The organism is Aliifodinibius sp. S!AR15-10 (assembly GCF_031569985.1).
GTDB lineage: Bacteria > Bacteroidota > Rhodothermia > Balneolales > Balneolaceae > JAMQKA01.
The window spans coordinates 128,153-150,729 of sequence record NZ_JAMQKA010000005.1 but is presented as its reverse complement, the minus strand read 5'-3'; the positions used below and the strand labels follow the sequence as shown (position 1 = coordinate 150,729).

At 44.6% G+C, this 22,577-nt stretch carries 17 protein-coding genes; 11 read left to right on the top strand and 6 right to left on the bottom strand.

Going from position 1 to position 22,577, the window contains the following annotated elements; translation table 11 throughout:
- Positions 1–58 precede the first annotated feature (58 nt).
- From NC796_RS05550 to rpsT, 4 genes are all read right to left on the bottom strand, one after another.
- A complete protein-coding gene (locus NC796_RS05550) occupies positions 59–1,126 on the bottom strand; it encodes a DUF4249 domain-containing protein (protein WP_310682851.1) in 1,068 nt (355 codons plus the stop codon).
- A 12-nt stretch (positions 1,127–1,138) separates the two neighbouring features.
- Positions 1,139–3,562, bottom strand: coding sequence for a TonB-dependent receptor (locus NC796_RS05545; protein WP_310682850.1), 2,424 nt, complete (start codon positions 3,560–3,562; stop codon positions 1,139–1,141).
- Between the two features lie 174 nt (positions 3,563–3,736).
- On the bottom strand, positions 3,737–5,263 hold the full coding sequence (gpmI, locus tag NC796_RS05540) for a 2,3-bisphosphoglycerate-independent phosphoglycerate mutase (RefSeq protein WP_310682849.1): 1,527 nt from the start codon (positions 5,261–5,263) through the stop codon (positions 3,737–3,739).
- 21 nt (positions 5,264–5,284) lie between these two features.
- Positions 5,285–5,536, bottom strand: coding sequence for a 30S ribosomal protein S20 (rpsT, locus tag NC796_RS05535; RefSeq protein ID WP_310682848.1), 252 nt, complete (start codon positions 5,534–5,536; stop codon positions 5,285–5,287).
- A 167-nt stretch (positions 5,537–5,703) separates the two neighbouring features.
- On the opposite strand from rpsT, the gene cmk reads away from it, so the two are divergent.
- The gene (gene cmk, locus NC796_RS05530; RefSeq protein WP_310682847.1) at positions 5,704–6,372 is read left to right on the top strand and encodes a (d)CMP kinase; all 669 of its coding nucleotides are present in this window, start codon (positions 5,704–5,706) and stop codon (positions 6,370–6,372) included.
- Between the two features lie 73 nt (positions 6,373–6,445).
- The gene (gene rpsA, locus NC796_RS05525; protein WP_310682846.1) at positions 6,446–8,536 is read left to right on the top strand and encodes a 30S ribosomal protein S1; all 2,091 of its coding nucleotides are present in this window, start codon (positions 6,446–6,448) and stop codon (positions 8,534–8,536) included.
- 163 nt (positions 8,537–8,699) lie between these two features.
- Here the strand turns inward: rpsA and NC796_RS05520 are convergent, their stop codons facing one another.
- Positions 8,700–8,954 carry a hypothetical protein gene (locus NC796_RS05520; protein WP_310682845.1) on the bottom strand — a complete coding sequence of 85 codons (255 nt, stop codon included), beginning with the start codon at positions 8,952–8,954 and terminating at the stop codon, positions 8,700–8,702.
- 88 nt (positions 8,955–9,042) lie between these two features.
- Positions 9,043–10,050 carry a MoxR family ATPase gene (locus NC796_RS05515; RefSeq protein WP_310682844.1) on the bottom strand — a complete coding sequence of 336 codons (1,008 nt, stop codon included), beginning with the start codon at positions 10,048–10,050 and terminating at the stop codon, positions 9,043–9,045.
- A gap of 84 nt (positions 10,051–10,134) precedes the next feature.
- Between NC796_RS05515 and NC796_RS05510 the strand changes: the two genes are divergently transcribed.
- From NC796_RS05510 to NC796_RS05470, 9 genes are all read left to right on the top strand, one after another.
- Complete coding sequence (locus NC796_RS05510; protein ID WP_310682843.1) at positions 10,135–10,950, top strand: undecaprenyl-diphosphate phosphatase; 816 nt, start codon at positions 10,135–10,137, stop codon at positions 10,948–10,950.
- Between the two features lie 150 nt (positions 10,951–11,100).
- Positions 11,101–11,622, top strand: coding sequence for an NADH-quinone oxidoreductase subunit J (locus tag NC796_RS05505; protein ID WP_310682842.1), 522 nt, complete (start codon positions 11,101–11,103; stop codon positions 11,620–11,622).
- Positions 11,619–11,921 (top strand): NADH-quinone oxidoreductase subunit NuoK, encoded by a 303-nt coding sequence (gene nuoK, locus NC796_RS05500; protein WP_310682841.1) that lies wholly within the window; start codon positions 11,619–11,621, stop codon positions 11,919–11,921. The genes NC796_RS05505 and nuoK overlap by 4 nt, the downstream gene beginning before the upstream one ends.
- 366 nt (positions 11,922–12,287) lie before the next feature.
- Complete coding sequence (locus tag NC796_RS05495; protein WP_310682840.1) at positions 12,288–14,009, top strand: hypothetical protein; 1,722 nt, start codon at positions 12,288–12,290, stop codon at positions 14,007–14,009.
- Between the two features lie 303 nt (positions 14,010–14,312).
- Positions 14,313–16,046 (top strand): GWxTD domain-containing protein, encoded by a 1,734-nt coding sequence (locus NC796_RS05490; RefSeq protein WP_310682839.1) that lies wholly within the window; start codon positions 14,313–14,315, stop codon positions 16,044–16,046.
- A gap of 629 nt (positions 16,047–16,675) precedes the next feature.
- The gene (gene nuoL / locus NC796_RS05485; protein WP_310682838.1) at positions 16,676–18,697 is read left to right on the top strand and encodes an NADH-quinone oxidoreductase subunit L; all 2,022 of its coding nucleotides are present in this window, start codon (positions 16,676–16,678) and stop codon (positions 18,695–18,697) included.
- A gap of 9 nt (positions 18,698–18,706) precedes the next feature.
- Positions 18,707–20,353: an NADH-quinone oxidoreductase subunit M gene (locus tag NC796_RS05480; protein WP_310682837.1), complete on the top strand. Its 1,647-nt coding sequence runs from the start codon at positions 18,707–18,709 to the stop codon at positions 20,351–20,353.
- Positions 20,354–20,407: 54 nt separating this feature from the next.
- The gene (locus NC796_RS05475) at positions 20,408–20,698 is read left to right on the top strand and encodes a 4a-hydroxytetrahydrobiopterin dehydratase (protein WP_310682836.1); all 291 of its coding nucleotides are present in this window, start codon (positions 20,408–20,410) and stop codon (positions 20,696–20,698) included.
- 6 nt (positions 20,699–20,704) lie between these two features.
- A complete protein-coding gene (locus NC796_RS05470) occupies positions 20,705–22,150 on the top strand; it encodes an NADH-quinone oxidoreductase subunit N (protein WP_310682835.1) in 1,446 nt (481 codons plus the stop codon).
- Positions 22,151–22,577 lie beyond the last annotated feature (427 nt).

Below are 22,577 nucleotides of genomic sequence, written 5' to 3'. Positions count from 1 at the left end.
ACAGAAGCAAATGGATGCTATTTGCTGGAACTGAATGATTTACTTTCATTTGATTATTCTAATCTTGCAGCCAGTAGTAGGGAGGATCTTTGCTGCTGTTGTCAAATGTTGAACACCCACCCTGACAGTCGGGGGTACTAAACCTGCTACATGGGTTTGAAATATGGATGGGCAGGTCAGCAGGCAGCAGATAGAAGCGGGTAGTGTCCGTGGCGGCTGCATGAAAATAACCGAGGACTACCTCATCGGGATTTTCAATATTTGAGATATTGCTGTTTGCATTTGCAGGAGGAATATCAAATATGGTACCCGACCGGTTTACAACTTGATCAACCTGGGTCCAATATTCATGACCTTTCCTTGTCATTGAGTATTGGATAACGTTGATAAAATGTAGTTGATAAAAGGTATAATCAATTTCCCGTTCAACTATTGGCATCGGTGCCAATTGGCCACTTGCCAACTCACTGCCATCGTATAAATGAATCGCCTGGGGATCAGGATATTCTGTGACATAGCAGGAGGGAGGGGGCATATGGAAAGGGTCTGGGAAATCAAATTCACTAAATTTATAAGTCTCCTGGACCTCCCATTTTAAATAGAGGGGATTTTCAGTTTTTGGGACCGAAGTATTTCGTATGACTCGAATTACTTCCGTCTCTGATCTGGATCCATGACTGTTCACCGTTGTGATGGTATCAAATTCATAATAAATGCTGTCCCGGGCTAGGATAGTGGGCATCTGTTCCGTTTCCGAACGATAGGTTTGCCCATTGGGTAACTCGATTTCAATGGTATAGCTGCGCCCAGGCACGCCCCGTACTGAATACCCTCCAAGTTTATATACCCCATCTTTGGTCTCAAAATATTGCTCACTATTTCCAAGGTTATCAGTAATGGTGATTTTAGCGCCGCTGAGTGGATCTGATATTTTTTCCTCCTCTGTAGTTCTCCGGAGCTTGAGGGTATACGGGCCCGGGGAATTGGTTATCATCCCATCTATGACCAGGCGATTTCCGGTTCGGTCAATATCAAAATTGATCAATTCAACGCAACCTCCAAATAGGACAGTCATCAACACAAAAGAAATTGAGAAAAAAGAAAGTGCCTTAAAATTCATATCCATAATTCACCTCCTTTAAAAACTAATGTTGTAGGTTACTGATGGAATGACAGCACCTAAAACGGAAAGTTTATGCGCCCGGGGATATGTTCGGCGGCCCGAACGGGTATAAAAGACGGAAAAAGCATTATCTCTCGACAGCAAGTTATAAAACGAAATAGACATGCTGTCGGTAATAGGCCGGTTGGGATCCACCGTCCTGTTCTTCCAGATATTTTCGGCGATGGTAAACGAAATATCCAGGCGAATATAATCGGGAATTCGATATTTGTTTCGCTCTGAGAATGCTGGGATTGACGTACCTCTGTGTTCGTAGTTCGACTCAATGGTAGTTATCGGGCGGCCGGTGCTATAGGTAAGATTAAGCGAAAATGCACTCTTCTCACCGAGCTTGCGCTTGGCCACCAACGTAAGGTTATGCGGCTGATCCAAATTGGATGGAAATTTTTCCCCACTGTTGATGGTAAGTTCCGGATCATTACTGGCCACTTTTACAAATGTTCTTGTATAGGCATAAGAAAGCCAGCCAGTCCAGTCACCTACTCTTTTCTTGATGTAGAGCTCGGCCCCATACGCTTCTCCATCGCCAGACAGCAGATCGGTTTCCAGGTGATCATTTAAGTGAAGTTCAGCAAAGTCCTCATATTCCACTAGGTTTTCGATCTGTTTGTAATACAATTCCAGCGATGTTTCCCAGGTGTTATCTTTGAAATTCTGAAAGTATCCTACGGAAAACATATCCGCTTTTTGGGGCTCGATGTGTGGGGTGCTCACCTGCCAAATTGCTGCAGGGGTAGGGGAGGTGGCATTGGTAATCTGGTGGATATACTGTTGGGTACGGTTATAGCTCATTTTAAAAGAACTGGAAGGGGATAGCTGAAAACGGGCGGAAACTCGTGGTTCTAATCCCGAGTAGGTGGCAATGGTTTCCCTGTTACCGTAGCGTGTTGTGTCTGTAATGGTTGTGACACTTTTGGGGGTATTGGGCTCGTAGTTAAAAACCTGGTCGGGTCCAAAATGGTGGTATACGGTGTAACGAATGCCGCCGTTAACCTGCAGCCAATCATTTATTTTGTATTCATCCCCGGCATAGACAGAAAGTTCCCTAGACCGTTCTTTTTCAATTTGCTCTGAGTCTATCCCCGATTCCGCGTTATAAGGCTCAAGTCGCTCCGGTTTCCCGATCCGGGTGTCCCACTCAAGTCCAAAATCAAAAGTATGCGCTTCATTAAAATTGTAAACCAGGTGCTCTTTAAATTGGAAGTAGCGAATGCCGTTATACAATTTAAAGGCTTCAAGCCCGGACGGTTCAAAATTAGAGCTGCTATAAACTCCGTACATTGCCGAAAATTCGGAGGCAAGATTATGGGTAAGCAGGCTATTCCAGTTGTTCTTGTAAATTTGATTGCTCCAGGAGTATCCAAATCGATCCGCATAACGAAAGCGGTCGTGGCTACGGTAAAGCAATAAAGAAACGCGATTGTTGTCGTTGATACGGTGATTGAGGCTGGCATTACTATCGTAAAAAAAGGCGCTGCTATTTTTAATATCCTGATCTTTCACCAGGGAAAGAATCCAGTCAGAATAAGAGGCGCGGCCCGCGAGCAGCAGAGAGCTTTTGTTTCCATTGAAAGGCAGTTCTGCCGATAGTCGGCTTGCAGCAATCCCGATTCCACCCCGTAATTTGAACTCCTCGATACTCTCTTCCTTCGTACTCACATTCAGTACTGAAGACAGCCGCCCTCCGTATTTGGGTGGAATGTGTCCTTTATAAAGTGAAAACTGATCTACCACATCGGGATTAAATACGGAGAAAAGTCCCAGTACGTGAGATGCATTATAGAGCGGCGCCCCCTCCAGCATCACCAGGTTTTGATCGGGGCGTCCTCCACGTACGTTAAAGCCTGTCGATCCTTCACCAACTGTATTCACACCCGGAAGCAGCTTCAGCGTATTCACAACATCTACTTCACCTAATACCGTGGGAAGATCTTCGATTTCAGAAATGTCGAGATTTTCGATGCCCGTTACCGATCCCAGGACGTTATAATCTTCCCCTTCGGCCTCCACGACAACCTCATCCATATCAAAAAGACGGGACTGCATTTTGATGTTCAGTGATCCATCAGAATAGATCAGTATTTCTCTCTGAAGATTTTCGTAGCCCACAAACTGAAAGCGGATCGTATGTCTCCCCACAGGCAGACGGAGTTCATAGTGACCTGAGGAGTCGGAAGAGGTACCGCGTTGGAGTTTTTCGACATACACGGTAGCTCCAGAGATAGGTTTGCCGCTTTCGGAATCTGTGATGGTGCCCTTGAGCAGGGGCGTTCGGCCGGGATTAATTTTATCTGGCTGCCCGATAACTGTCACATCCTGTGCACAAAGAGGAAATGTAAAGAGAAAAGACAGTATTGTAAATAAGATTAATCTGCGCATCCCTGCAGTAGATTTGTTAGAAAGGTGACCCCTTCACCACCATTTTCCATTCTGTTGGATCAATGAATAAGAAAATAAAATTCTAGATGTGCTCAAAGGGAGAGGTAGGTAAGTTGAGCAGGGTAGTGGGATTAAATGAATCTATGATCCGACTAAATTATCAGCGTGGAAAGATTAAAAGAGAGGTTCGCCGGTCATTTCTTCCGGTGCGCCAAGTCCCATCAGTTTCAACAAGGTCGGGGCGATGTCGGCTAGCTTGCCATCATGCATGGTAATTTTCTCGCCGTTGCCATTGATAATCATAGCGGGAACCAACGCCGTGGTGTGTGCTGTGTGCGGACTTCCGTCCGCCTGGACCAAGCAGTCGGCGTTCCCGTGATCAGCGATGACCAAGATTTTGTAATTGTGTTCTGTGGCCGTTTCAATGACTTTTTCAAGCTCTGTATCGATCGTTTCAACAGCTTTTATTGCAGCATCCATATCGCCTGTATGGCCCACCATATCTGGGTTGGCGAAGTTCAGGATACAGAGATCATACTTGTCCGCTTCCAGCTGCTCGCAAAGCGTATCTGCGACCTGTGGGGCGCTCATCTCGGGCTGGAGGTCATACGTAGCCACCTTGGGGCTCGGAATCATGATGCGATCTTCGCCCTCAAATGCCACCTCATCCCCGCCATTAAAAAAGTAGGTCACGTGGGGGTATTTTTCCGTTTCAGCGATGCGTAGCTGTTTTAGCCCCTGGCTGCTGACTAACTCACCGATTGTGTTTTTAATATCCAACGGGGGGTAAGCCACATGCACCCAGTCGATGGTGTCATCATAAGAAGTGAACGTTACGTAGTGAAGATCCAGATCTTTTTTGACGTTGAACTCGTCAAAACCATCTTCAGTGAGGGCCCGGGTGATCTGTCGGGCACGGTCGCCGCGGATGTTATAAAAAATGACGACATCGCCCGGCGCAATGCGTGATTCGGGTGAGCTATCAATCAGCTTGGGTTTTACGAACTCGTCTGTGACATCATCATCGTACGAATCCTCTAGTGCCTCAATGGGGGAATCGAACGCCTCGCCCTGTCCATTCACCAGAAGATCATACGCCAGCTTGGTGCGTTCCCATCGGTTATCTCGATCCATGGCGTAGTATCGTCCCACAATGGAAGCAATTGTTCCGGTCCCAATCTCTTCGGCTTGCTTTTGGAACTCCTTCATATATTCTACTCCACCAGTTGGGGCAGTATCGCGCCCATCGGTGAAAGCGTGCACAAAAGCATTGTCGAGGCCCTTGGAATTCAGCAGTCTTAGGAGAGCAAAGAGGTGATTGTTATGGCTGTGAACCCCGCCATCGGAAAAAAGTCCAAGGATGTGAACTTTATTTTGGGGCTTGGCTTTTTCGATAGCTTCCAGAAGGACTTCATTCTCATTGAAAGTTCCTTCCTCTATATCCCGGTTGATGCGGGTTAGCTCCTGCCAAACCACTCGGCCGGCCCCAATATTGAGGTGTCCCACCTCGGAATTGCCAAACTGTCCGTCGGGCAGGCCCACATCTTTACCACTCGCAGTAAGTTTGGAATGGGGGTTGTTTTGGAAGAGTTTGTCAATGAATGGCTTATCGGCTTTGTCAATTGCGCTGACTTCGGGATTTTCAGCGATGCCGTAGCCATCCAGTATTACCAGCAGAGCCTTCGAGGTTGGAGCAGCCAATTATGTTACCTGATATGAATGTTAGAGATTATTTACGTGCTTGGTAAGCTTTGCTTTTCTGCGGGCCGCTTTATTTTGGTGAATAATTCCTTTTGAGGCCATTTTGTCGAGGTAAGAAGTCGCTTCTTTCAGGTATTGTTCAGCATCTTCTTTGTCGGTAGTCTCCAACACTTTGTTTACGAGCGTGCGCATTTTTGAGCGCTGTCCACGATTCCGTTCGCGGCGTTTAGCATTTTGCCGTACGCGTTTTATAGCTGATTGATGTTGTGGCATAAATTTCGTTCAGTTTGCTTAAGTTGTTCGTCAGTTAAATTAATTCGTATCATCTGATGGATACGACGCTTTCCAAAAAGGGCACAAAAGTTAACCTTTCTGGAATCACAAAACAAGAAATCATTGAAATATTAATAAATTAAAAGTAATTTGGGAGTCTTTCCGATATGATAATAGTTATTGATGGTCCAGCCGGATCAGGAAAAAGCTCCACGGCAAAGGCCGTCGCGGATAAGCTTGACATCCAGTACCTGGACTCAGGCGCTCTTTATCGCACGCTGACGCTGATCTACCTGGAGTCGGGAAAAGACAAAACGAAGTTCTTTGAATTGTTGAATCAAAAGTCGATCTCATTCTATTATACAGACGGTGCATTTAATGTGTCGATCGGGAAGCAAAATATTACGGATCACCTTCGCACCGTAGAAGTGAGTGAGCATGTTAGCACAGTAGCTGCCATGCTGAAGAGCAGGGAGCATGTAAACCGGCTAATGCGGAAAGCCGTGCAGCAAGGTGCATGGATTGCTGAAGGACGTGATTTGGGAACAGCTGTATTTCCTGATGCAGAGTTAAAGTTTTTTATGGTGGCGGATCTCGATACGAGGGCCGAACGAAGATATAAGGAACTTAAAGCAAAGGGAACGGATATAACGAAAGATGAAGTAAAGAAAAGAATTTTGGAGCGAGACAGGAAAGACTCACAACGCAAAAGCGATCCGCTTCGCAAAGCCGATGATGCAATCAAGGTTGACACCAGTGAGATGACTTTTGAACAACAAGTAAACTTTATTTGTTCAAAAATAACAGATAAGTTTCAACGACTACTTAAATATTAACTATAACCTTAATTAATCCCTTTTAGCTTCGTTCAAATGCGAACTGAAAGCGGCAATTGTAACTAAAACCATAATGACCGAAGACGTTAAACAAGAACAAGAAAACAAAACCAAACAAGCTGAAGACACTGCTACAGTTGAAGAAGAACAAGATGTGGAAGTGACCGAAGCCGGAGAGGAATCGGTTGATGCTGAAGCAAACGCGGAAACTGAAGACACAGCTGAAGAGGAAGAATCAGCTGTTGAAGCCACCACAGAAGACGAGGTGCGTGTTGATGTAGATGAGGAAGATGTTGCCACCTTTACCGGCGACATGGGTGACGACAAGGTGTATACGCTTGATGAACTACAGGCGGCATCGGAAGATTATACCGACGATGAGTTTCACAGCCTGGCCTCAATGTATGAGGACACCCTCAATGAGATTGAAGAAAAAGAAATTGTAACAGGACGCGTAGTTTCAGTTGATGAGAAGTATGTTATTGTAGACATCGGCTTCAAGTCAGAGGGAATTATCCAGGTTAATGAATTCCCTGACAAAGTAGTTGAAGAGCTGGCGCCCGGCGATGAGATTGAGGTTTTCCTTGATAAAGTGGAAGACCAGGAAGGACAGCTCATCCTCTCACGCCGCAAAGCAGATATTTTGCAGGCCTGGGAAACCATCGAACGCTCCCACGATACCGGCGAAGTGCTTGAAGGATATATTAAGCGCCGTATCAAGGGTGGTATGGTTGTGGATATTATGGGCATCGACTGCTTCCTGCCCGGTTCACAAATTGATGTACGCCCGGTTCGCGACTTCGACGCCTATGTTGGCAAAACCATGGAGTTCCAGGTTGTTAAGCTCAACATGCAGGCTGAGAACGTTGTTGTTTCTCACCGCGCCCTTATTGAGTCTGATCTCGAAGAACAGCGTGAAGAGATTCTGTCTACCATCGAAGAAGGACAGGTGCTGGAAGGCATCGTCAAAAACATAACCGACTTCGGTGTGTTTATCGATCTTGGTGGTGTCGACGGCCTGCTGCACATTACGGATCTTTCCTGGGGACGCGTTGAGCATCCCGAAGAGATCGTTTCACTCGATCAGCGCATGAACGTCGCTGTTATCGATTTTGATGACGAGAGCAAGCGTGTTTCACTCGGTCTCAAACAGCTACAGCCGCATCCATGGGATCAAATCGACCTGAAATATCCAGAAGGCATGAAGGTTCAGGGGCGTGTCGTTTCCATTGCGGACTACGGTGCATTTATTGAGCTTGAAAAAGGCGTTGAGGGACTCATCCACATTAGCGAGATGTCCTGGACACAGCACATCAAGCACCCATCACAGCTCGTAGATAAGGATGATATCATTGAGTGCGTAGTGCTGAATGTGAACGAGCCGGAAAAGAAAATTTCGCTCGGTGTCAAGCAGCTTGAAAAAGATCCCTGGGAAGATATAGACAAGCGTTATCCTGTTGGATCCAAGCACACAGGAACTGTTCGCAATCTCACCAACTTCGGTGTGTTTGTTGAACTCGAACCTGGTATTGACGGGCTTATCCACGTTTCTGATCTCAGCTGGACGGACAAGATTAACCATCCGAACGAGATCATCGACAAGGACCAGGAGATCGAGGTTGTGATCCTGGCAATCGACTTCGAAAACCGTCGAATTACGCTTGGCCACAAGCAGATTGAAGATAATCCGTGGGAGAAATTCGCAGAAGAGCACGGCCTCGGTAACAAGGTTGAAGGTGAAATCTTGAAGATTACCGACAAAGGCCTGTTTGTGAAACTCCCATATGAATTGGAAGGATTTGTACCGGCCAGCAAAACCGAAGCCGGCGGCGATCTATCCGAATCGTATGAAGTTGGTGAAACTGTTGAAGCGTATGTGATTGAGCTCGATGAAAACAATAAGAACCTGACGCTCAGCCAGCGCGACAAAGACGCCAAGAAAGTGAAACCATCTAAATCAGGTGATCGTGGCAGCAGTCAGTCCGAACCTGTTGAACGAGGAACTCCAACGTTAGGTGAAATGTCTGGCCTAGCCGATCTGAAGAGAGAGATGGAAGAAAAAGAGCGAGAAGTTGCCAAACAGCAACAAGCTGAAGCCGAAGCTGAAGCAGAGGAGCAAGATTCTGAAGAAGAGGATGATGAATCCTCTGACGAGGAAGAATAGGTTCAGCTGGCGTTCTTAAATAGATTGTTCTTAGCAATTAAAAAGCCCGATGGTGAAAATCATCGGGCTTTTTCTTTTGCCATTTTTGGAGTAAAAAGGGAGGAGTAACTTCTACATTCGTGAATAAAATCGGTTAATTGAGGATGTTATTGAGCAAGGAGCATCATTCCTCTTCCTTGTAAAAGTAAACCAAGTTCTTTTTGGGATGCTTGCTGCTCTTAATTTTGTCTCCGGTTTCCCGGTTATAGCTGTAAATAACGTTACGCATGGAGTTCAATTCAGTGTCATCACTAAATTTCACTTCAAGCGCCTTACCACCGGCTTCCAGCTCTTTTACAGCTTCCAGCAACGGTTTGTATTTGGAGGAACTCTTTTTAGAGATTCGAATGTCTTCCCTGGATACAAAATTTATTTTCATAATAATTGTATTTGATAAAGTACACTCTCAAATAAATAAAGTATTACCTAACATTCAATGGGTATGAGCATTATCTATATAGCATCCATTAGGGGACTTGGACCGTAGACATAATTTTTTCTATGATATCTTCAGAAGTAATATTTTCAGCTTCTGCTTCAAAGGTCGGGATGATGCGGTGTCTGAACACATCCATCGTGATAAGGCGGACATCCTCAGGCGTCACATAGGCTCGATGTTCCATGAAAGCATGGGCACGGGCTGCCAGGTTCAGGTTGATAGAAGCACGGGGCGAGGCTCCAAAGTTGATCAGCTCCTCCATGTCCGGCAAGTTGAAATTGCCCGGATTTCGCGTAGCAAATACAAGGTCGATGATGTATTGCTCTACTTTCTCATCCATATAAATATCATTCACAACTTTTCGGGCCTCCAGTACCTGGTCGGGAGTAACTACCGGTTTTAGCTTTTCCTTTTTTCCGGTTTTGGCCATTCGTCGCATAATCTCCATCTCCTCCTGCTCCGTTGGATAGTCGATTTTGATCTTCATCATAAAACGGTCGACCTGGGCTTCGGGCAGAGGGTAGGTTCCTTCTTGTTCGACGGGATTCTGCGTGGCAAGTACCAGGAACGGCTCCTCCAGTTCGTATGTCGTTTCCCCGATAGTAACCTGTAGTTCCTGCATCGCCTCGAGCAGTGCACTTTGCACTTTTGCGGGAGAGCGGTTGATTTCATCCGCCAGGATAATGTTCGCAAAAATAGGTCCTTTTTTAACGGTAAATTCCGCTTCTTTCTGGTTGTAGATTAGCGTACCAATCAGGTCGGCTGGTAGCAGATCGGGTGTGAACTGCAGGCGCTGAAATTTCGTACTTATCACTTGCGAAAGGGAGGAGACCGTCAGCGTTTTGGCCAATCCGGGCACTCCTTCCAGCAGTACGTGTCCATCAGCCAGAAGTCCAATCAAAAGGCGATCGATCATGTATTGCTGACCTACAATGACTTTTTTTAATTCTTTGTGAATATCTTCAATAAAAGCGCTGGATTCCTCAATTTTGTCTCCAAGCGCTTGCATATCTACCGAAGGAGAGCTCGTCGCCATAATGTCAAATGTGATTTAGATTTTGAATGAGTTATAACTATCTTCTTTGCCGATTTAAGAACGCAAAAAGGTCAATAATAATAAATGGAATTCATAGATTCTTTTCTATTAGGTTTGATTCAGGGGCTAACCGAGTTTTTACCCATCAGTAGCTCCGGGCACTTGGTGCTGGGTCGGGCCTTTCTGAGCAGTGGACTGCAGAAGGGCATAACGTTCGAGGTTGTGGTTCATTTTGGAACACTTTGCAGTATCCTGCTTTACTACCGCGAAGAGTTGACCGGAATTGTAAAATCTTTGATCGGCCTTGCCGGTTCTCCGGGTGAATTTAACAACCGCCTGGAACGAGATCCAAATATAAAATTAAGTGGGTATATTTTGCTGAGCATGATTCCCGCCATGATCGTCGGGTTTACGATGAAAGATTATATTGAGGATGTTTTCCTGAATCCCTTTATGGTATCTATTATGCTGCTTGTGACCGGCAGCCTGCTCTTTGCTACGAAATTCCGGGAAAATTTCACCAAAAGAATACAGGCCGGCAACAGCTTTGCTATCGGTCTGGCACAGGCTTTTGCTATTCTACCCGGTATTAGCCGGTCTGGTTCCACTATTTCGCTAGGTCTCTATCTTGGAGTCAAAAGGGAAGAGGTGGCTAATTTCTCATTCCTGATGGTCATTCCTGTTATTGCCGGGGCCATGGTTATGCAGCTTAAAGAGATGGCGGAGGTTGGTATTCAGTTTAACGCGGCAATGGACCTGGTCATTGGATTTCTGGCGGCTTTCATTTCGGGATACTTTGCTCTCAAATATCTCATCGTCATGTTAAAAACGAAAGGTATTCACCCCTTCGCATGGTACTGCTGGACTGTGGGAATACTTGGGTTAATTTATTTTTGGTAGGATTTAGGTTGCAGGTTTTAAAGTTGTGGGTTGAAAGTTTTTATAATCACCGACCTGAAACCTTCAACTTTTAACATTCAACCCCAATTTAGAGTTGATGTGGTTTCTAAATTTATCTACTTTTGAAGCCACTTAAAACAAGGCAAAATCATGGTTTCATACGTATTTATATTTCTTGCTGTTTTGGCTATTGCAGCCGCGCTGGGTATGGTGATAAGTAAAAATACCGTAAATAGTGCACTGTTCCTTGTAATCAATATGGTTTCTCTTGCCGGGGTTTATGTATTATTACAGGCCCACTTTTTAGCAATTATCCAGATTATTGTCTACGCCGGGGCCATCATGGTTCTGTTCCTGTTTGTGATTATGTTGCTGAACCTGGATGCTGAAGAATCTCTTTTTAACAAATTCAGAGTCAAGTACTTCGTCGCTTTCCTGCTTGGTATTGCTGTGTTATCACAACTGTTGTACAGCATTGGCGGGGTAACAGATATGCTGCCCGAAATGCCATCACAGGCCTCGAATGTTGGGACGGTGGAAGCGATCGGCGAAGTAATGTTTACGACCTACCTGCTGCCATTTGAGATCACTGCAATCCTGCTCACAGCGGCGGTCGTCGGTGCACTTGTCGTTGCTCAACAAAAAATTGTAAAGCCTACATCCGAACAATGATTCAAATAGACTGGTTTTTAGCGTTAAGTGCTGTCCTTTTTACCATCGGGATTATCGGAGTTCTCATCCGCAAAAATGCGATTGTCATTTTTATGAGTGTGGAACTCATGTTGAATGCGGTGAATCTTTCACTCATATCTTTTAGCACATATCACGGCAATGTAGAGGGGCAAGTACTGGTCTTTTTCTCACTGGCTGTAGCTGCCGCGGAAGCAGTTGTGGGACTGGCAATTATCATCGCCATATTCCGTAATAACCTTTCGCTTGATGTAAGCAAAATCAACCTGCTCCGCTGGTAACGACAAGCTAAATCGTATTTGTTGAAGGCGACCTTCTCACGGAGTGTCGTCTTTCTTTTTTAGGTGCCTTCCTGGAAAAATACCCAACCTTAATCATTCATTTTTAATAGCTGTCTCTTTTCTTATCTCTGCGGATCCATTTTTAGGGGGCTTTGCAAAACCCTATGTCATTGCGAATGGAGCGAATGAAATGAGCGAAATGCGGCAATCTCCATCTGTGTGGGGATCGCCACGTCCCGAAATCCGCCAGCTGGCGGACGCGATGACAATTTCAAATGGTGTAGTTTTGCAAAGGCCTCTTTTAGTAAGTAGGGCGGATCTTTAAGGCTATTTCCATTTCAAATTAATCCAGGTAAAAAAATGTCTATGATGATACGATCAAAATTAATCTATTTAGTATTAACAGGGGTACTACTAATTGTTTCATGCAGCGAAGCACCTACCGGGTCGGATTCAAACGAGGATGAAGATCCCAATGGCAATGAGCAAGTGCAGGAACCGGAGGTTTCGGTAGATAGTCCGGGTGATGGCGAGATGTTGAAGGGAGAAATTACATTTTCTATCACGGGTGAGGCGCAAAACGGTTTTGACGAGGCTCGTATTTATTTGGGAGAAGAATTGATTACAACGATAGATGAGCCAAGCCTGCCGCACGAACAGACGATTGCAACTTTTAACTATGACAACGGCACTTACGACCTTCGTGCTGAGCTCGATGTGGCCGACCAGGACACCACAATTGCATCTTCGATCTCGGTGACCCTTGAAAACTATTTGGTGAACCTGAATGTAGACGGTTACTTCGATTGGTTGCTGGAGTGGAATACACAAGCTTATCTTTTTATTTCTACACCTTCCGGCAAAGTATTGCGGGTGATTGACGTGAAGGACTATTCTGACGGGGAACTTAATTTCCTTCCGCCCGAGAGCTTACCTGAGGATGGGGCGCCTAGTTATTATAACCTGACAATTGCAAATGATAGAAATCAGAACCCCTCTATGCAGTCAGTGATGCTGGAAACCTACGTTGGATATAGTGCGTGGGGCAACGTAACACTAAGCTCTATTCCAAGGCCTGAGTCACCGTCATTGTCAAAAACCTTGACCGTTGACGCAAGCAATGTAAGTGTGAAACCGGGATCGATGTTGCATGTAACAGAGTCTGTACAAGCTTTTGGGTCTATGCCGCCAACCATGGCAATCCTGCAAACCACATTTGACTATGCGGAGGAAGACAACAACTTGATTATGGCTTTCCTGCCCGCAGAAAAGGGGGACGTCCCGATGTATTACTGGCAGGAAAACCTGCAGGAACTCAATCAAAAAGATACGCTGCGATATAATGTGGACAGCGATTTTATGGAGATGATTTCTCACAACGTATCCCTGCCGAGTGGCTTGGAGGAACAGACATACCAATATTTCATGTCTATTCAGCAAGATTCCTGGGATGCGGGAGCCTACAGGTTGCCAATTTTTTGGGCGCCCACACATAATGCCAGCAGCAACAGCTCTGTACTGGGTATGTATGTGCCAGATATTGACAATCATCTGTTCGAAACAGTAATCGATATGCGGGATGACACCGAAAATATTTCTTACAGGCAGTTGACCACCGGGGCATTCCCGGACGAATTTAAAAAGCTTGATGCTTCTGCCACTATTAGCAACAGCTCAGTAGACAATGTAGAGGTGCAGCTTTCCGGTACCATGGATTATGCTGAGATTACATATGTTTCATTGAATGAGATGTACCAACACAGCTGGAATGTGTTCGCTCCTGATACCATGGTAAGTTTTACTTTTCCTCAAATTGCGGACAGCTTGAATGGACAGATAGAAAATTATAACCGTTCAAACTTTTCGCTTTATTCCGTAGGATTCAGGGATGCAACGGATACTGAAGGATACAGTGAATTCCTGGAAATCGCACTCGACCCGCTTGCTGCACAAAGAAGCGGCAGCACCAACCAAACGTATTATGAGAAGAGAATCAATTTGTATAACCAAACCAAGGGGAAATACTTAAAGCCGAATGTTGATCTGCTTAGTAACAGGGACTTTCCTGGGATTCCTTACAGGAAATAAGAAGCTTTTAAAAAGTTGAGGAAACAAAAGAGGCTGCCCCCCAATAAGGTAGCCTCTTTTTTATTTCCAATTCCCTATGGTTTCAAAATTTTGCAACTGTTTTTTATGCTTTAAACACAATGTTAAGTTCCTATTAAGCCCATTCATAGTATTATGATTATTCAAATTTCATTTAATACATGGGCTAATAAATACTGGCGTTATTTTAATATGATGTGACATGATAATGTTATTAAAGGAAAACTATTTGCTTGTTTTATTATTTGTTCTCGATGATAGTCAATTTTGATTAATTCAATCATCATGAGATTTAAAACAGGGATTATACTTATATTGTTTTTTACTATTCATCTATGTGGCTCCTCAATTCTAAGAGCACAAAAGTCACCAGAAGCATATAGGCAGGGAATAGAATTCATTGAAGAGGGAGATAGTCTCAAAGGATTGTCAATGTGGGAGGAAAATATTCAATATAATAGTCAAAACTTTGATCCACGCATCTCATTTAAGTTCATTGAAATTGTTACTGAATCTAAAAAATACTCCTATTACCAAAAAGCTTCGGAAACTTATCTAAAGGCATGGAATCAAAACAATATTGATCTAGGTAAATGGGTAGATGTGTATGAACAGGAATTAGCAAGACTTAAACCTATCGTTGAAACCAATCGATATAAACGATGGGAGAAACTGCTTGAAAAAGAGGATTCTGTATTATTAAGTGAAGTCAAAGGGTTCTGGGTTGAAAAAGATCTTACCCCAACTCAGCCTGGCAATGAGCGCTTACTGGAACACTGGGAGAGAATTGCATTTGCTCGTAAAAAGTTTACTCTTAATAAGGATACAGTTTATGGTACAGATGACAGGGGGGTAATATATGTGCGTTATGGAGAACCGACTCGAAAAGAGGAAGGAATATTGACATTTGATGAAGGGATGGCCAGTTATTGGATATCTACACTTCTGGAGTATAGAACCATTGTTTACGGGACATCACCTGCAGACATCTATGAACAAATAAGTAATTATACCCAATTCAAAGTAAGAAAATTGTCAAGATTTAATTTTAAACCAAAATATGAAGTATGGATTTATAATTCTTTCAACACTAAGCGAGATGACTTGTTAATTCTATTTGGTGACCGGCCTCATGGTGGATTTTCCAAGTTGAAAGCCCCTGACGATTTAATAAATCCTGGTGCTTTTTATGATGTTGACCGTTCACGCAGGTTTTCCATTCCCGGTGGGCTGGTCTATCAACTGCTTTACTATGAACAGCTAAGAAATGTACATTATCTATTTGAAGATAGATATCTGTCGATACTAAATAAGTTTGAATTCCAGGCCGGTAGCACTGACAGGATGACTGCTAAGATTATGCGCTTTAAAAATGAGTCGGAGTTTATGTTTATGGAGGAGGAGTTTCCAAGGGAGGGCACATCGTATATCAGGGAAGGTCTGAATACTCCTGTCAAGCTTGGCTATTATAGAACACTAAGAAAAAATAATCTTCCCCAGGTTCTACTTGTAAATTATGTTCAAACTCAGTCTGCAATTGAACATTGGGCATTTTATGATAAAAAAGTACTCCCAAACCGTGCCTTTTATTTGAAAAATACTTTACAGTTTTTTGATGAGAATTGGACTAAAAAAGCCGATTTTTCGGTTCGCTCGGATATTAAAAGTAGCCACTTTTCAAGTTTTGATGAACCGGAATTCAATAGAACAACGTTTGAGGTACCGTATCTGAACTATCTCAAAAAGGGACGGTTAAAAATCGCATCAGAATTATATGTCAAGAATAGGAGTAGCGAAATTGATACATCCTCCAATTCAATACTCCCACAAAATTTAATCAGTTCAAACACACAAACAGTTTTATTTCCAGAACCGTTGAGTACAGATACATCAAAACTGGAAATAAGTGATTTGATAATAGGTTTTGAGTCAGATGATGATACAAAAATCAATGAAAGAATACCTTTTGTAACACATCCTCAAAATAAGATACCAGATGATGAGAATTTACACCTTTGAAGTTTATCACCTTAATCCCAGTAAAGAAGGCTTTTCCAATTATACATTCACGTACACTATACGCGGTTTTAATTTTTGGGGAAAGCCGAAGAAACAAAATCCGGAGACGCTAATTACTCTTAATTATACTGCCAATAATAGCTTTGATAGTCGGACTCTCGAAATTGAAACTGTTGGGTTAGAGGCTGGCCGCTATCAGTTAGAAGTCATCATTAGGGAGGGTCCTAAAGGAGAGAGACATGTAAAAAGGCGAGTGGAGTTCGAAATTATTGAATCATGAAACGTGTGTTTTACACTACCTTAACATCAATTAACTTCTTTCCCCTCTTCCTTAGTTTTTTCAGTAATTTTACTCTACTTTTATTTCAGAGTTATCGCCTATCCAGTTTCCCCTATTTTTACTAAATCTACCTTTACCTTCGTTCACTTTTTTGTATCTTTGCCCTCTGTGAATTTCCCCTTGGGAAAAGTTGGATCAATAACTACCTTTGGGGCGCATACAGAAGGTTACCACGTCCCGTTACCCGGGGCTGGCGAAAGCGTTCGATAACCTGCTCAATGGCCTTTGAATGTGTTCGGCATCTTCACAAGGCGTGAAAAGTTTTGGATTTTAAAAATAAACTGACCTGATGGAATCAGCTACACTACTTGTTGCACTTATTGTCGGCTTGCCCTTGCTGGGTTTTTTGATAAATGGACTACTTGGGCTGGCCAACCCCGGATTCAGAAATAGGAAAACGCTTATTGGTGCCATCGCCAATCTTTCCGTTTTTGTTCCCTTTCTGATTACATGTTATTTCTTCCTGAATTTCACATCTGAGACAGAGCCCCTCATAAGCACATTTTTCACCTGGATTGAGACGGGGTCATTTTCTGTAGATATCGCCTATCAGATCGACCAGCTTTCCATTGTTATGATGTTGGTGGTAACCGGCGTGGGCTCACTGATCCATTTCTACTCCATCGGCTATATGTGGCATGATGAGGGCTACTGGAAGTTTTTTGCCTATCTAAACCTTTTCATCTTTGCGATGCTCAACCTCGTAATGGGTAACAACCTGTTGCTGTTGTTCCTCGGTTGGGAAGGAGTTGGATTGTGTTCTTACCTGCTCATCGGTTTCTGGTATACCGACATGGCCAAATCGGATGCGGCCAACAAGGCGTTTTGGTACAACCGGATCGGTGATTTCGCATTCCTGATTGCCATGTTCCTGACCTTTCAGTCGGTTGGCAGTCTCAATTTTCAGACTATACTCAGCGATCTTAGCGCCATTCCGGCTGACTATAAGTTTTGGATCGGCTTTTTAATGTTGGTCGGTGCTACCGGTAAAAGCGCCCAGATTCCACTATTCGTCTGGCTGCCCGATGCGATGGCGGGTCCCACCTCTGTTTCGGCACTCATTCACGCCGCGACGATGGTTACCTCTGGGATCTACCTGATTTCCAGGATGTCCCCGATGTTCGTGATGTCGCCGGAAGTGATGATTATAATAGCAGTTATTGGGGCACTTACGGCGTTGGTAGCAGCGACAATAGCACTTACGCAAAACGATATTAAGCGGGTGCTGGCATATTCAACGGTTTCACAGCTTGGATATATGTTCCTGGCATTGGGTTCCGGTGCATTCACTGCTGCTATTTTTCACGTTGTAACGCACGCTTTTTTCAAGGCTTGTCTCTTCCTCGGCTCAGGTTCTGTAATTCATGCCATGGAGCACGTGGAGCACGGATTGCATGAGGACGGAAAAGCAGCCCACTTTGATCCGCAGGATATGCGTAATATGGGCGGGCTGAAGGAGTATATGCCGTCTACGTACTGGACATTTTTACTTGCAACAATTGCTATTGCCGGTATTCCGCCGCTGGCCGGATTCTTCTCGAAAGATGAAATTTTAGCTTTTGCATTCAGTGCTGGATTTAGTGAATTTGCTGGTCCGCTTTATTTCTTTGTTTGGGGAATAGGAATTGTTACCGCCTTCCTGACGGCATTCTACATGTTCCGCCTGACGTTTGGAACATTTAATGGCGAATTTAAGCTTCCCAATAGAATCGCTGATGCCAAAAACGCGGCAAAGCACCTGCACGAAAGCCCTTTTACTATGACATTTCCACTGTGGGCTCTCGGCATTCTTTCTGTAATCGGTGGTTTTTTGGGGGTACCTAATTTTATCGCTGAAACTTTTACGCACCAGGAAGCTCATATCAATCTGTTGCATAACTGGCTGCATAATGTTAATGCTGATTTTGGAATGACATTATCCCACGGCGTTGAGTGGACGTTGATGATTGTTTCCATAGCCATTGCTATTGCTGGTTCGTTGGTTGCCTATCGAATGTATGGCAGCGGAGCTACTGAAGAGTCTGATGCGAAACTGGCTGCTCGTTTCGGTGGGCTTTATGAGATCTGGAAGCAGAAATACAGCCTGGATGAGATTTATGAGGGACTTATCTCCAAACCCCTGGTTCGATTCTCCGACAAGGGGCTGGCCGTGTTCGATATGAAGTTTGTTGATGGCATTGTAAACACAGTGGGCGGAATCGTCCGGCTATTTGGAAGTCTTACCCGGTACATTCAAACAGGGGTGGCCTCCACCTATGCACTGGCTCTGGTAATAGGAGTTATAATCGTAATAAGTATCCTGATTCTGTAAAAAATAGCGATGGAGTTACTACTAAATATTTGTATTTACCTGCCGCTGGCTGGTATCGCGGCGCTTCTTTTCACTCGCAATGAAAAAGCAATCAAGTGGATCAGCTTGGTCGTTACCAGTGCGGTATTTCTGCTTTCACTGCCACTGCTGTTTAATTTTGATATCGCAGGTTCTGCCACAGCACAGTATCTGACCGTGGGTGAACCCTTTTTGAATGGTCTCGATATAAAATATATCGTTGGGCTTGATGGGCTTAGCTTGCTCCTGTTTATGCTGACCACGCTGTTTGGGCCCATCGTTATTCTTTCCTCATGGAACTCTATTACCAAGCATCTTACGGGATATTACGCGATGCTGTTGCTGTTGCAAACCGCTTCACTCGGTGTGTTTGCCTCTCTCGATCTGATTGTCTTCTACGTGTTTTTTGAGCTTTCCCTCATCCCAATGTACTTCCTGATCGGTATCTGGGGTGGAAAAGGGCGCATTCATGCCACAATTAAGTTTTTTATCTACACGCTGGTCGGCTCCCTGATTATGCTAATCGGCCTCATTTATGTTGGATACGATGCCGGTTCGTTCTTTAATGATTACGCATTCAGCACCGACTGGCGGTTCCTGTCAAGCAGTGAGTACCAGGTCGGCCTGGTAGAGCAAACCTGGCTCTTTCTCGCATTTGCACTGGCCTTTTGTATCAAAGTGCCGCTGTTCCCATTTCATACGTGGCTGCCATACGCGCATACCGAAGCTCCTACAGCGGGATCGGTTGTTCTTGCCGCTATCATGCTGAAGGTGGGAACTTATGGCCTGTTACGCTTTTGTCTTCCACTTTTCCCGAACGCGTTTATAGAGTTTGCACCCTATATGGCTGTCCTCGCTGTCATCGGGATTATTTACGGTGCATTGGTAGCAATGGTTCAGAAGGATGTAAAGAAACTGGTTGCCTATTCTTCAGTCAGCCACTTGGGATTTGTAGTTCTCGGCCTGTTCGCTTTCAATACCATTGCCGTTCAGGGAGCACTTATCCAGATGATTAATCACGGCCTCTCAACCGGTGCTCTCTTCCTCATTGTGGGAATGATTTATGACCGGCGCCACACCCGCATGATCAAGGATTTTGGAGGCATCGCTAAAGTGATTCCGGTGTTTGCAGTGATGTTTATGATCTCTACGCTTGCTTCTATAGGACTGCCGGGACTGAACGGATTTATTGGTGAGTTCCTGATACTGAATGGGTCGTTTCATTCTGAGGTGCTGGGGAGTTCCGTTTTTACCATCTTGGCGGCGACAGGCGTTATTTTAGCTGCTGTATATATGCTCTGGATGTATCAGCGCGTGATGTTTGGCCCGCTGAAGAATGAAGAGAATGAGGATTTAGTTGATCTGAATGCCCGGGAAATTGGACTGCTGGTTCCATTAGTTATATTTATGGTTTGGATTGGGATTCGCCCCGTTGACTTTATTCAGTACTCTGAGGCTCAAATCAGTCAATTGATTGAATCCTCGAAGGATAAGAGTGTGGCTGTGAAACAGAATGCCATACAGGAGGATCTGCCGGAGTGGGCCAACACACTGTATGATGTTACTCCTGAACTGGCTTCCGAGGAATTAGATAATGAACGTTTTGAGGAAAATGAGAATTCAGAAGGATTGAAGTAGTATTGAATAGGATTAGCTCTTTTCAGAAGGGCACTAATCAAAATTCTTGATATTATGGCTACACCACTTTCTGAGGATAAAATCGCCAAAGCTCTTTCCGATCTCGATGGATGGAGCCACGAAGACGACAAGCTGAAGAAGGATTTTTCATTTGACAACTTCCGTGATGCCATCGCTTTTATTAACCGAATCGCTTTTGAGGCGGAAGAGCAGGTGCATCACCCGGAGCTTTTCAATGTTTACAATAGTGTGAGCATCGCACTGAGTACGCACGATGCCGGTGGCAAAGTCACCGAAAAAGATCTGAAACTGGCAAAAACTATAGAGTCACTGTATAACGCGTAATAGCACATGGATTATCTACAAAATCTGAGCGTATTTCTTCCCGGGGTAATTGTTGCACTGGCTGGTTTAATAGCCGTGCTTATCGATGCCTATAAAAATGATCATGAAGCGATATTCGGGCTGTCCGTCGTATCATTAGTCGCTGCACTGGTCGTTTCCATCATGGATCTTTTTGGACCGATGGGAGAAGCCTTTTCCGGCATGATTATATACGGGGGAACCGCTGCTTTTGGCAATATGATTGTCCTATTGGGCACTCTATTTTGTGTTTTGATATCCAAGGAATACCTGGAGGCTGTAGACCATAACTTTGGAGAGGTTTATGCGCTTGTCCTCTTTGCCACCACGGGTATGCTTGCACTGGCCAGCTCCAATGACTTGATAATGGTGTTTATCGGCCTCGAAACGATGTCCATCTGCCTGTATATCCTGGCCGGTATTATCAATGAGGAAAAGATTGGGGCAGAGGCCTCGCTCAAGTACTTTCTCCTCGGCGCCTTTTCTACCGGCTTTCTCCTGTATGGAATGGCTCTTCTTTATGGTGCAACGGGGACCACAAGCCTGCCGGGTATTGCCGCAGCGGCAAGCAGTGATCTTTTGTTTGTAGCCGGGGCGGGACTCCTGCTGGTCGGTTTCTTCTTCAAGATATCAGCGGTACCGTTCCATATGTGGACGCCCGATGTGTACCAGGGAACCCCTACTACGTTGACCGCCTATTTTGCCACTGCTTCCAAGTCGGCCACGTTTGTTGCACTAATCCTGATATTATCACGCATGCTGCCGGACAGTACCGCAAACTGGGCAGAACTGATCTCAGTGATTGCAATTATAACCATGATACTGGGCAACATCATTGCGTTGGTGCAGGACAACATGAAGCGTATGCTGGCCTACTCCAGTATTGCACACGCCGGCTACCTGATGGTTGGACTGGCAGCGGGGACTGCAGAAGGATATAGTGCGGTTCTCTATTATCTGCTGGCTTATACGCTAATGAATGTGGGGGCTTTTGGAGTAGTCGCATTTTATGAGCGACAAAAAGGACTCGATTTTACCGATATCAACAACTACGCCGGACTTGGCTTCAAACGACCAGCAATGGGCGTAATGCTTTCCATCTTCCTCTTTTCGCTGGCTGGAATTCCGCCGTTTGTCGGTTTTGTCGGAAAATACCAGGTTTTTGCAGCCGCCGTCAATGCAGATTTTATAGGGCTGGCAATAGTTGGTGTTTTGGCTAGTGCCGCAAGTGTCTATTACTACCTGCGCCCGATGGTCTATCTTTACATGAGGGAACCACACAAAGATGTACCCCTTGTGCAACCCGGCTGGTTATTTAAAGGCAGTTTGATTCTGCTGGCTGTGCTCACCTTGTATTTTGGGATAGCCCCGGGCGGAGTGTCAGATCTTCTCAATTCCTACTATGCTGAAGGCTGGGCTTCTCTGATGCCTTAGTGTCGACAGCTTTCAAGCTTTCCTAAAATTGTTTTTATAGCCCCTCATAATCACAAGAGTCTTGTGATAGTAATCGAGAGACCTTTACAATTATAATCTAGGGATCTTTGTGACTGTAATCGTAAGAGTCTTGCCATTATAATCGTAAAGGGTTTACGATTATAATGGTAATTATCTTGTAATTAGGGCTTGCTCAAAAAGTCCCGTTAACCTTTTTCGTGGTCAGAGGTGTTCCTTTTTGTGTGAACAAATCCGCCGGCAGGCGGACTAAAGAAATGTCAACCCAAAAAATCACCGTCGGGGGATTTCTTCGCCTGGCTGCCCTCCGCTCCGACTAAAAGAAATCAAGATATTCCCGGTTTGTGCCTTTTTAGTTAAAGAGGGTTTCCACATTCATGATCCTAAAGATATAGTTGAGCAAGATTTC

What these genes read in the sequence shown, in the direction of transcription:
- NC796_RS05550 (WP_310682851.1), bottom strand. Translation starts at nt 1,126, where the DNA reads ATGGATATGAATTTTAAGGCACTTTCTTTTTTCTCAATTTCTTTTGTG.
- NC796_RS05545 (WP_310682850.1), bottom strand. Translation starts at nt 3,562, where the DNA reads ATGCGCAGATTAATCTTATTTACAATACTGTCTTTTCTCTTTACATTT.
- rpsT (WP_310682848.1), bottom strand. Translation starts at nt 5,536, where the DNA reads ATGCCACAACATCAATCAGCTATAAAACGCGTACGGCAAAATGCTAAA.
- cmk (WP_310682847.1), top strand. Translation starts at nt 5,704, where the DNA reads ATGATAATAGTTATTGATGGTCCAGCCGGATCAGGAAAAAGCTCCACG.
- rpsA (WP_310682846.1), top strand. Translation starts at nt 6,446, where the DNA reads ATGACCGAAGACGTTAAACAAGAACAAGAAAACAAAACCAAACAAGCT.
- NC796_RS05520 (WP_310682845.1), bottom strand. Translation starts at nt 8,954, where the DNA reads ATGAAAATAAATTTTGTATCCAGGGAAGACATTCGAATCTCTAAAAAG.
- NC796_RS05515 (WP_310682844.1), bottom strand. Translation starts at nt 10,050, where the DNA reads ATGGCGACGAGCTCTCCTTCGGTAGATATGCAAGCGCTTGGAGACAAA.
- NC796_RS05510 (WP_310682843.1), top strand. Translation starts at nt 10,135, where the DNA reads ATGGAATTCATAGATTCTTTTCTATTAGGTTTGATTCAGGGGCTAACC.
- NC796_RS05505 (WP_310682842.1), top strand. Translation starts at nt 11,101, where the DNA reads ATGGTTTCATACGTATTTATATTTCTTGCTGTTTTGGCTATTGCAGCC.
- nuoK (WP_310682841.1), top strand. Translation starts at nt 11,619, where the DNA reads ATGATTCAAATAGACTGGTTTTTAGCGTTAAGTGCTGTCCTTTTTACC.
- NC796_RS05495 (WP_310682840.1), top strand. Translation starts at nt 12,288, where the DNA reads ATGATGATACGATCAAAATTAATCTATTTAGTATTAACAGGGGTACTA.
- NC796_RS05490 (WP_310682839.1), top strand. Translation starts at nt 14,313, where the DNA reads ATGAGATTTAAAACAGGGATTATACTTATATTGTTTTTTACTATTCAT.
- nuoL (WP_310682838.1), top strand. Translation starts at nt 16,676, where the DNA reads ATGGAATCAGCTACACTACTTGTTGCACTTATTGTCGGCTTGCCCTTG.
- NC796_RS05480 (WP_310682837.1), top strand. Translation starts at nt 18,707, where the DNA reads ATGGAGTTACTACTAAATATTTGTATTTACCTGCCGCTGGCTGGTATC.
- NC796_RS05475 (WP_310682836.1), top strand. Translation starts at nt 20,408, where the DNA reads ATGGCTACACCACTTTCTGAGGATAAAATCGCCAAAGCTCTTTCCGAT.
- NC796_RS05470 (WP_310682835.1), top strand. Translation starts at nt 20,705, where the DNA reads ATGGATTATCTACAAAATCTGAGCGTATTTCTTCCCGGGGTAATTGTT.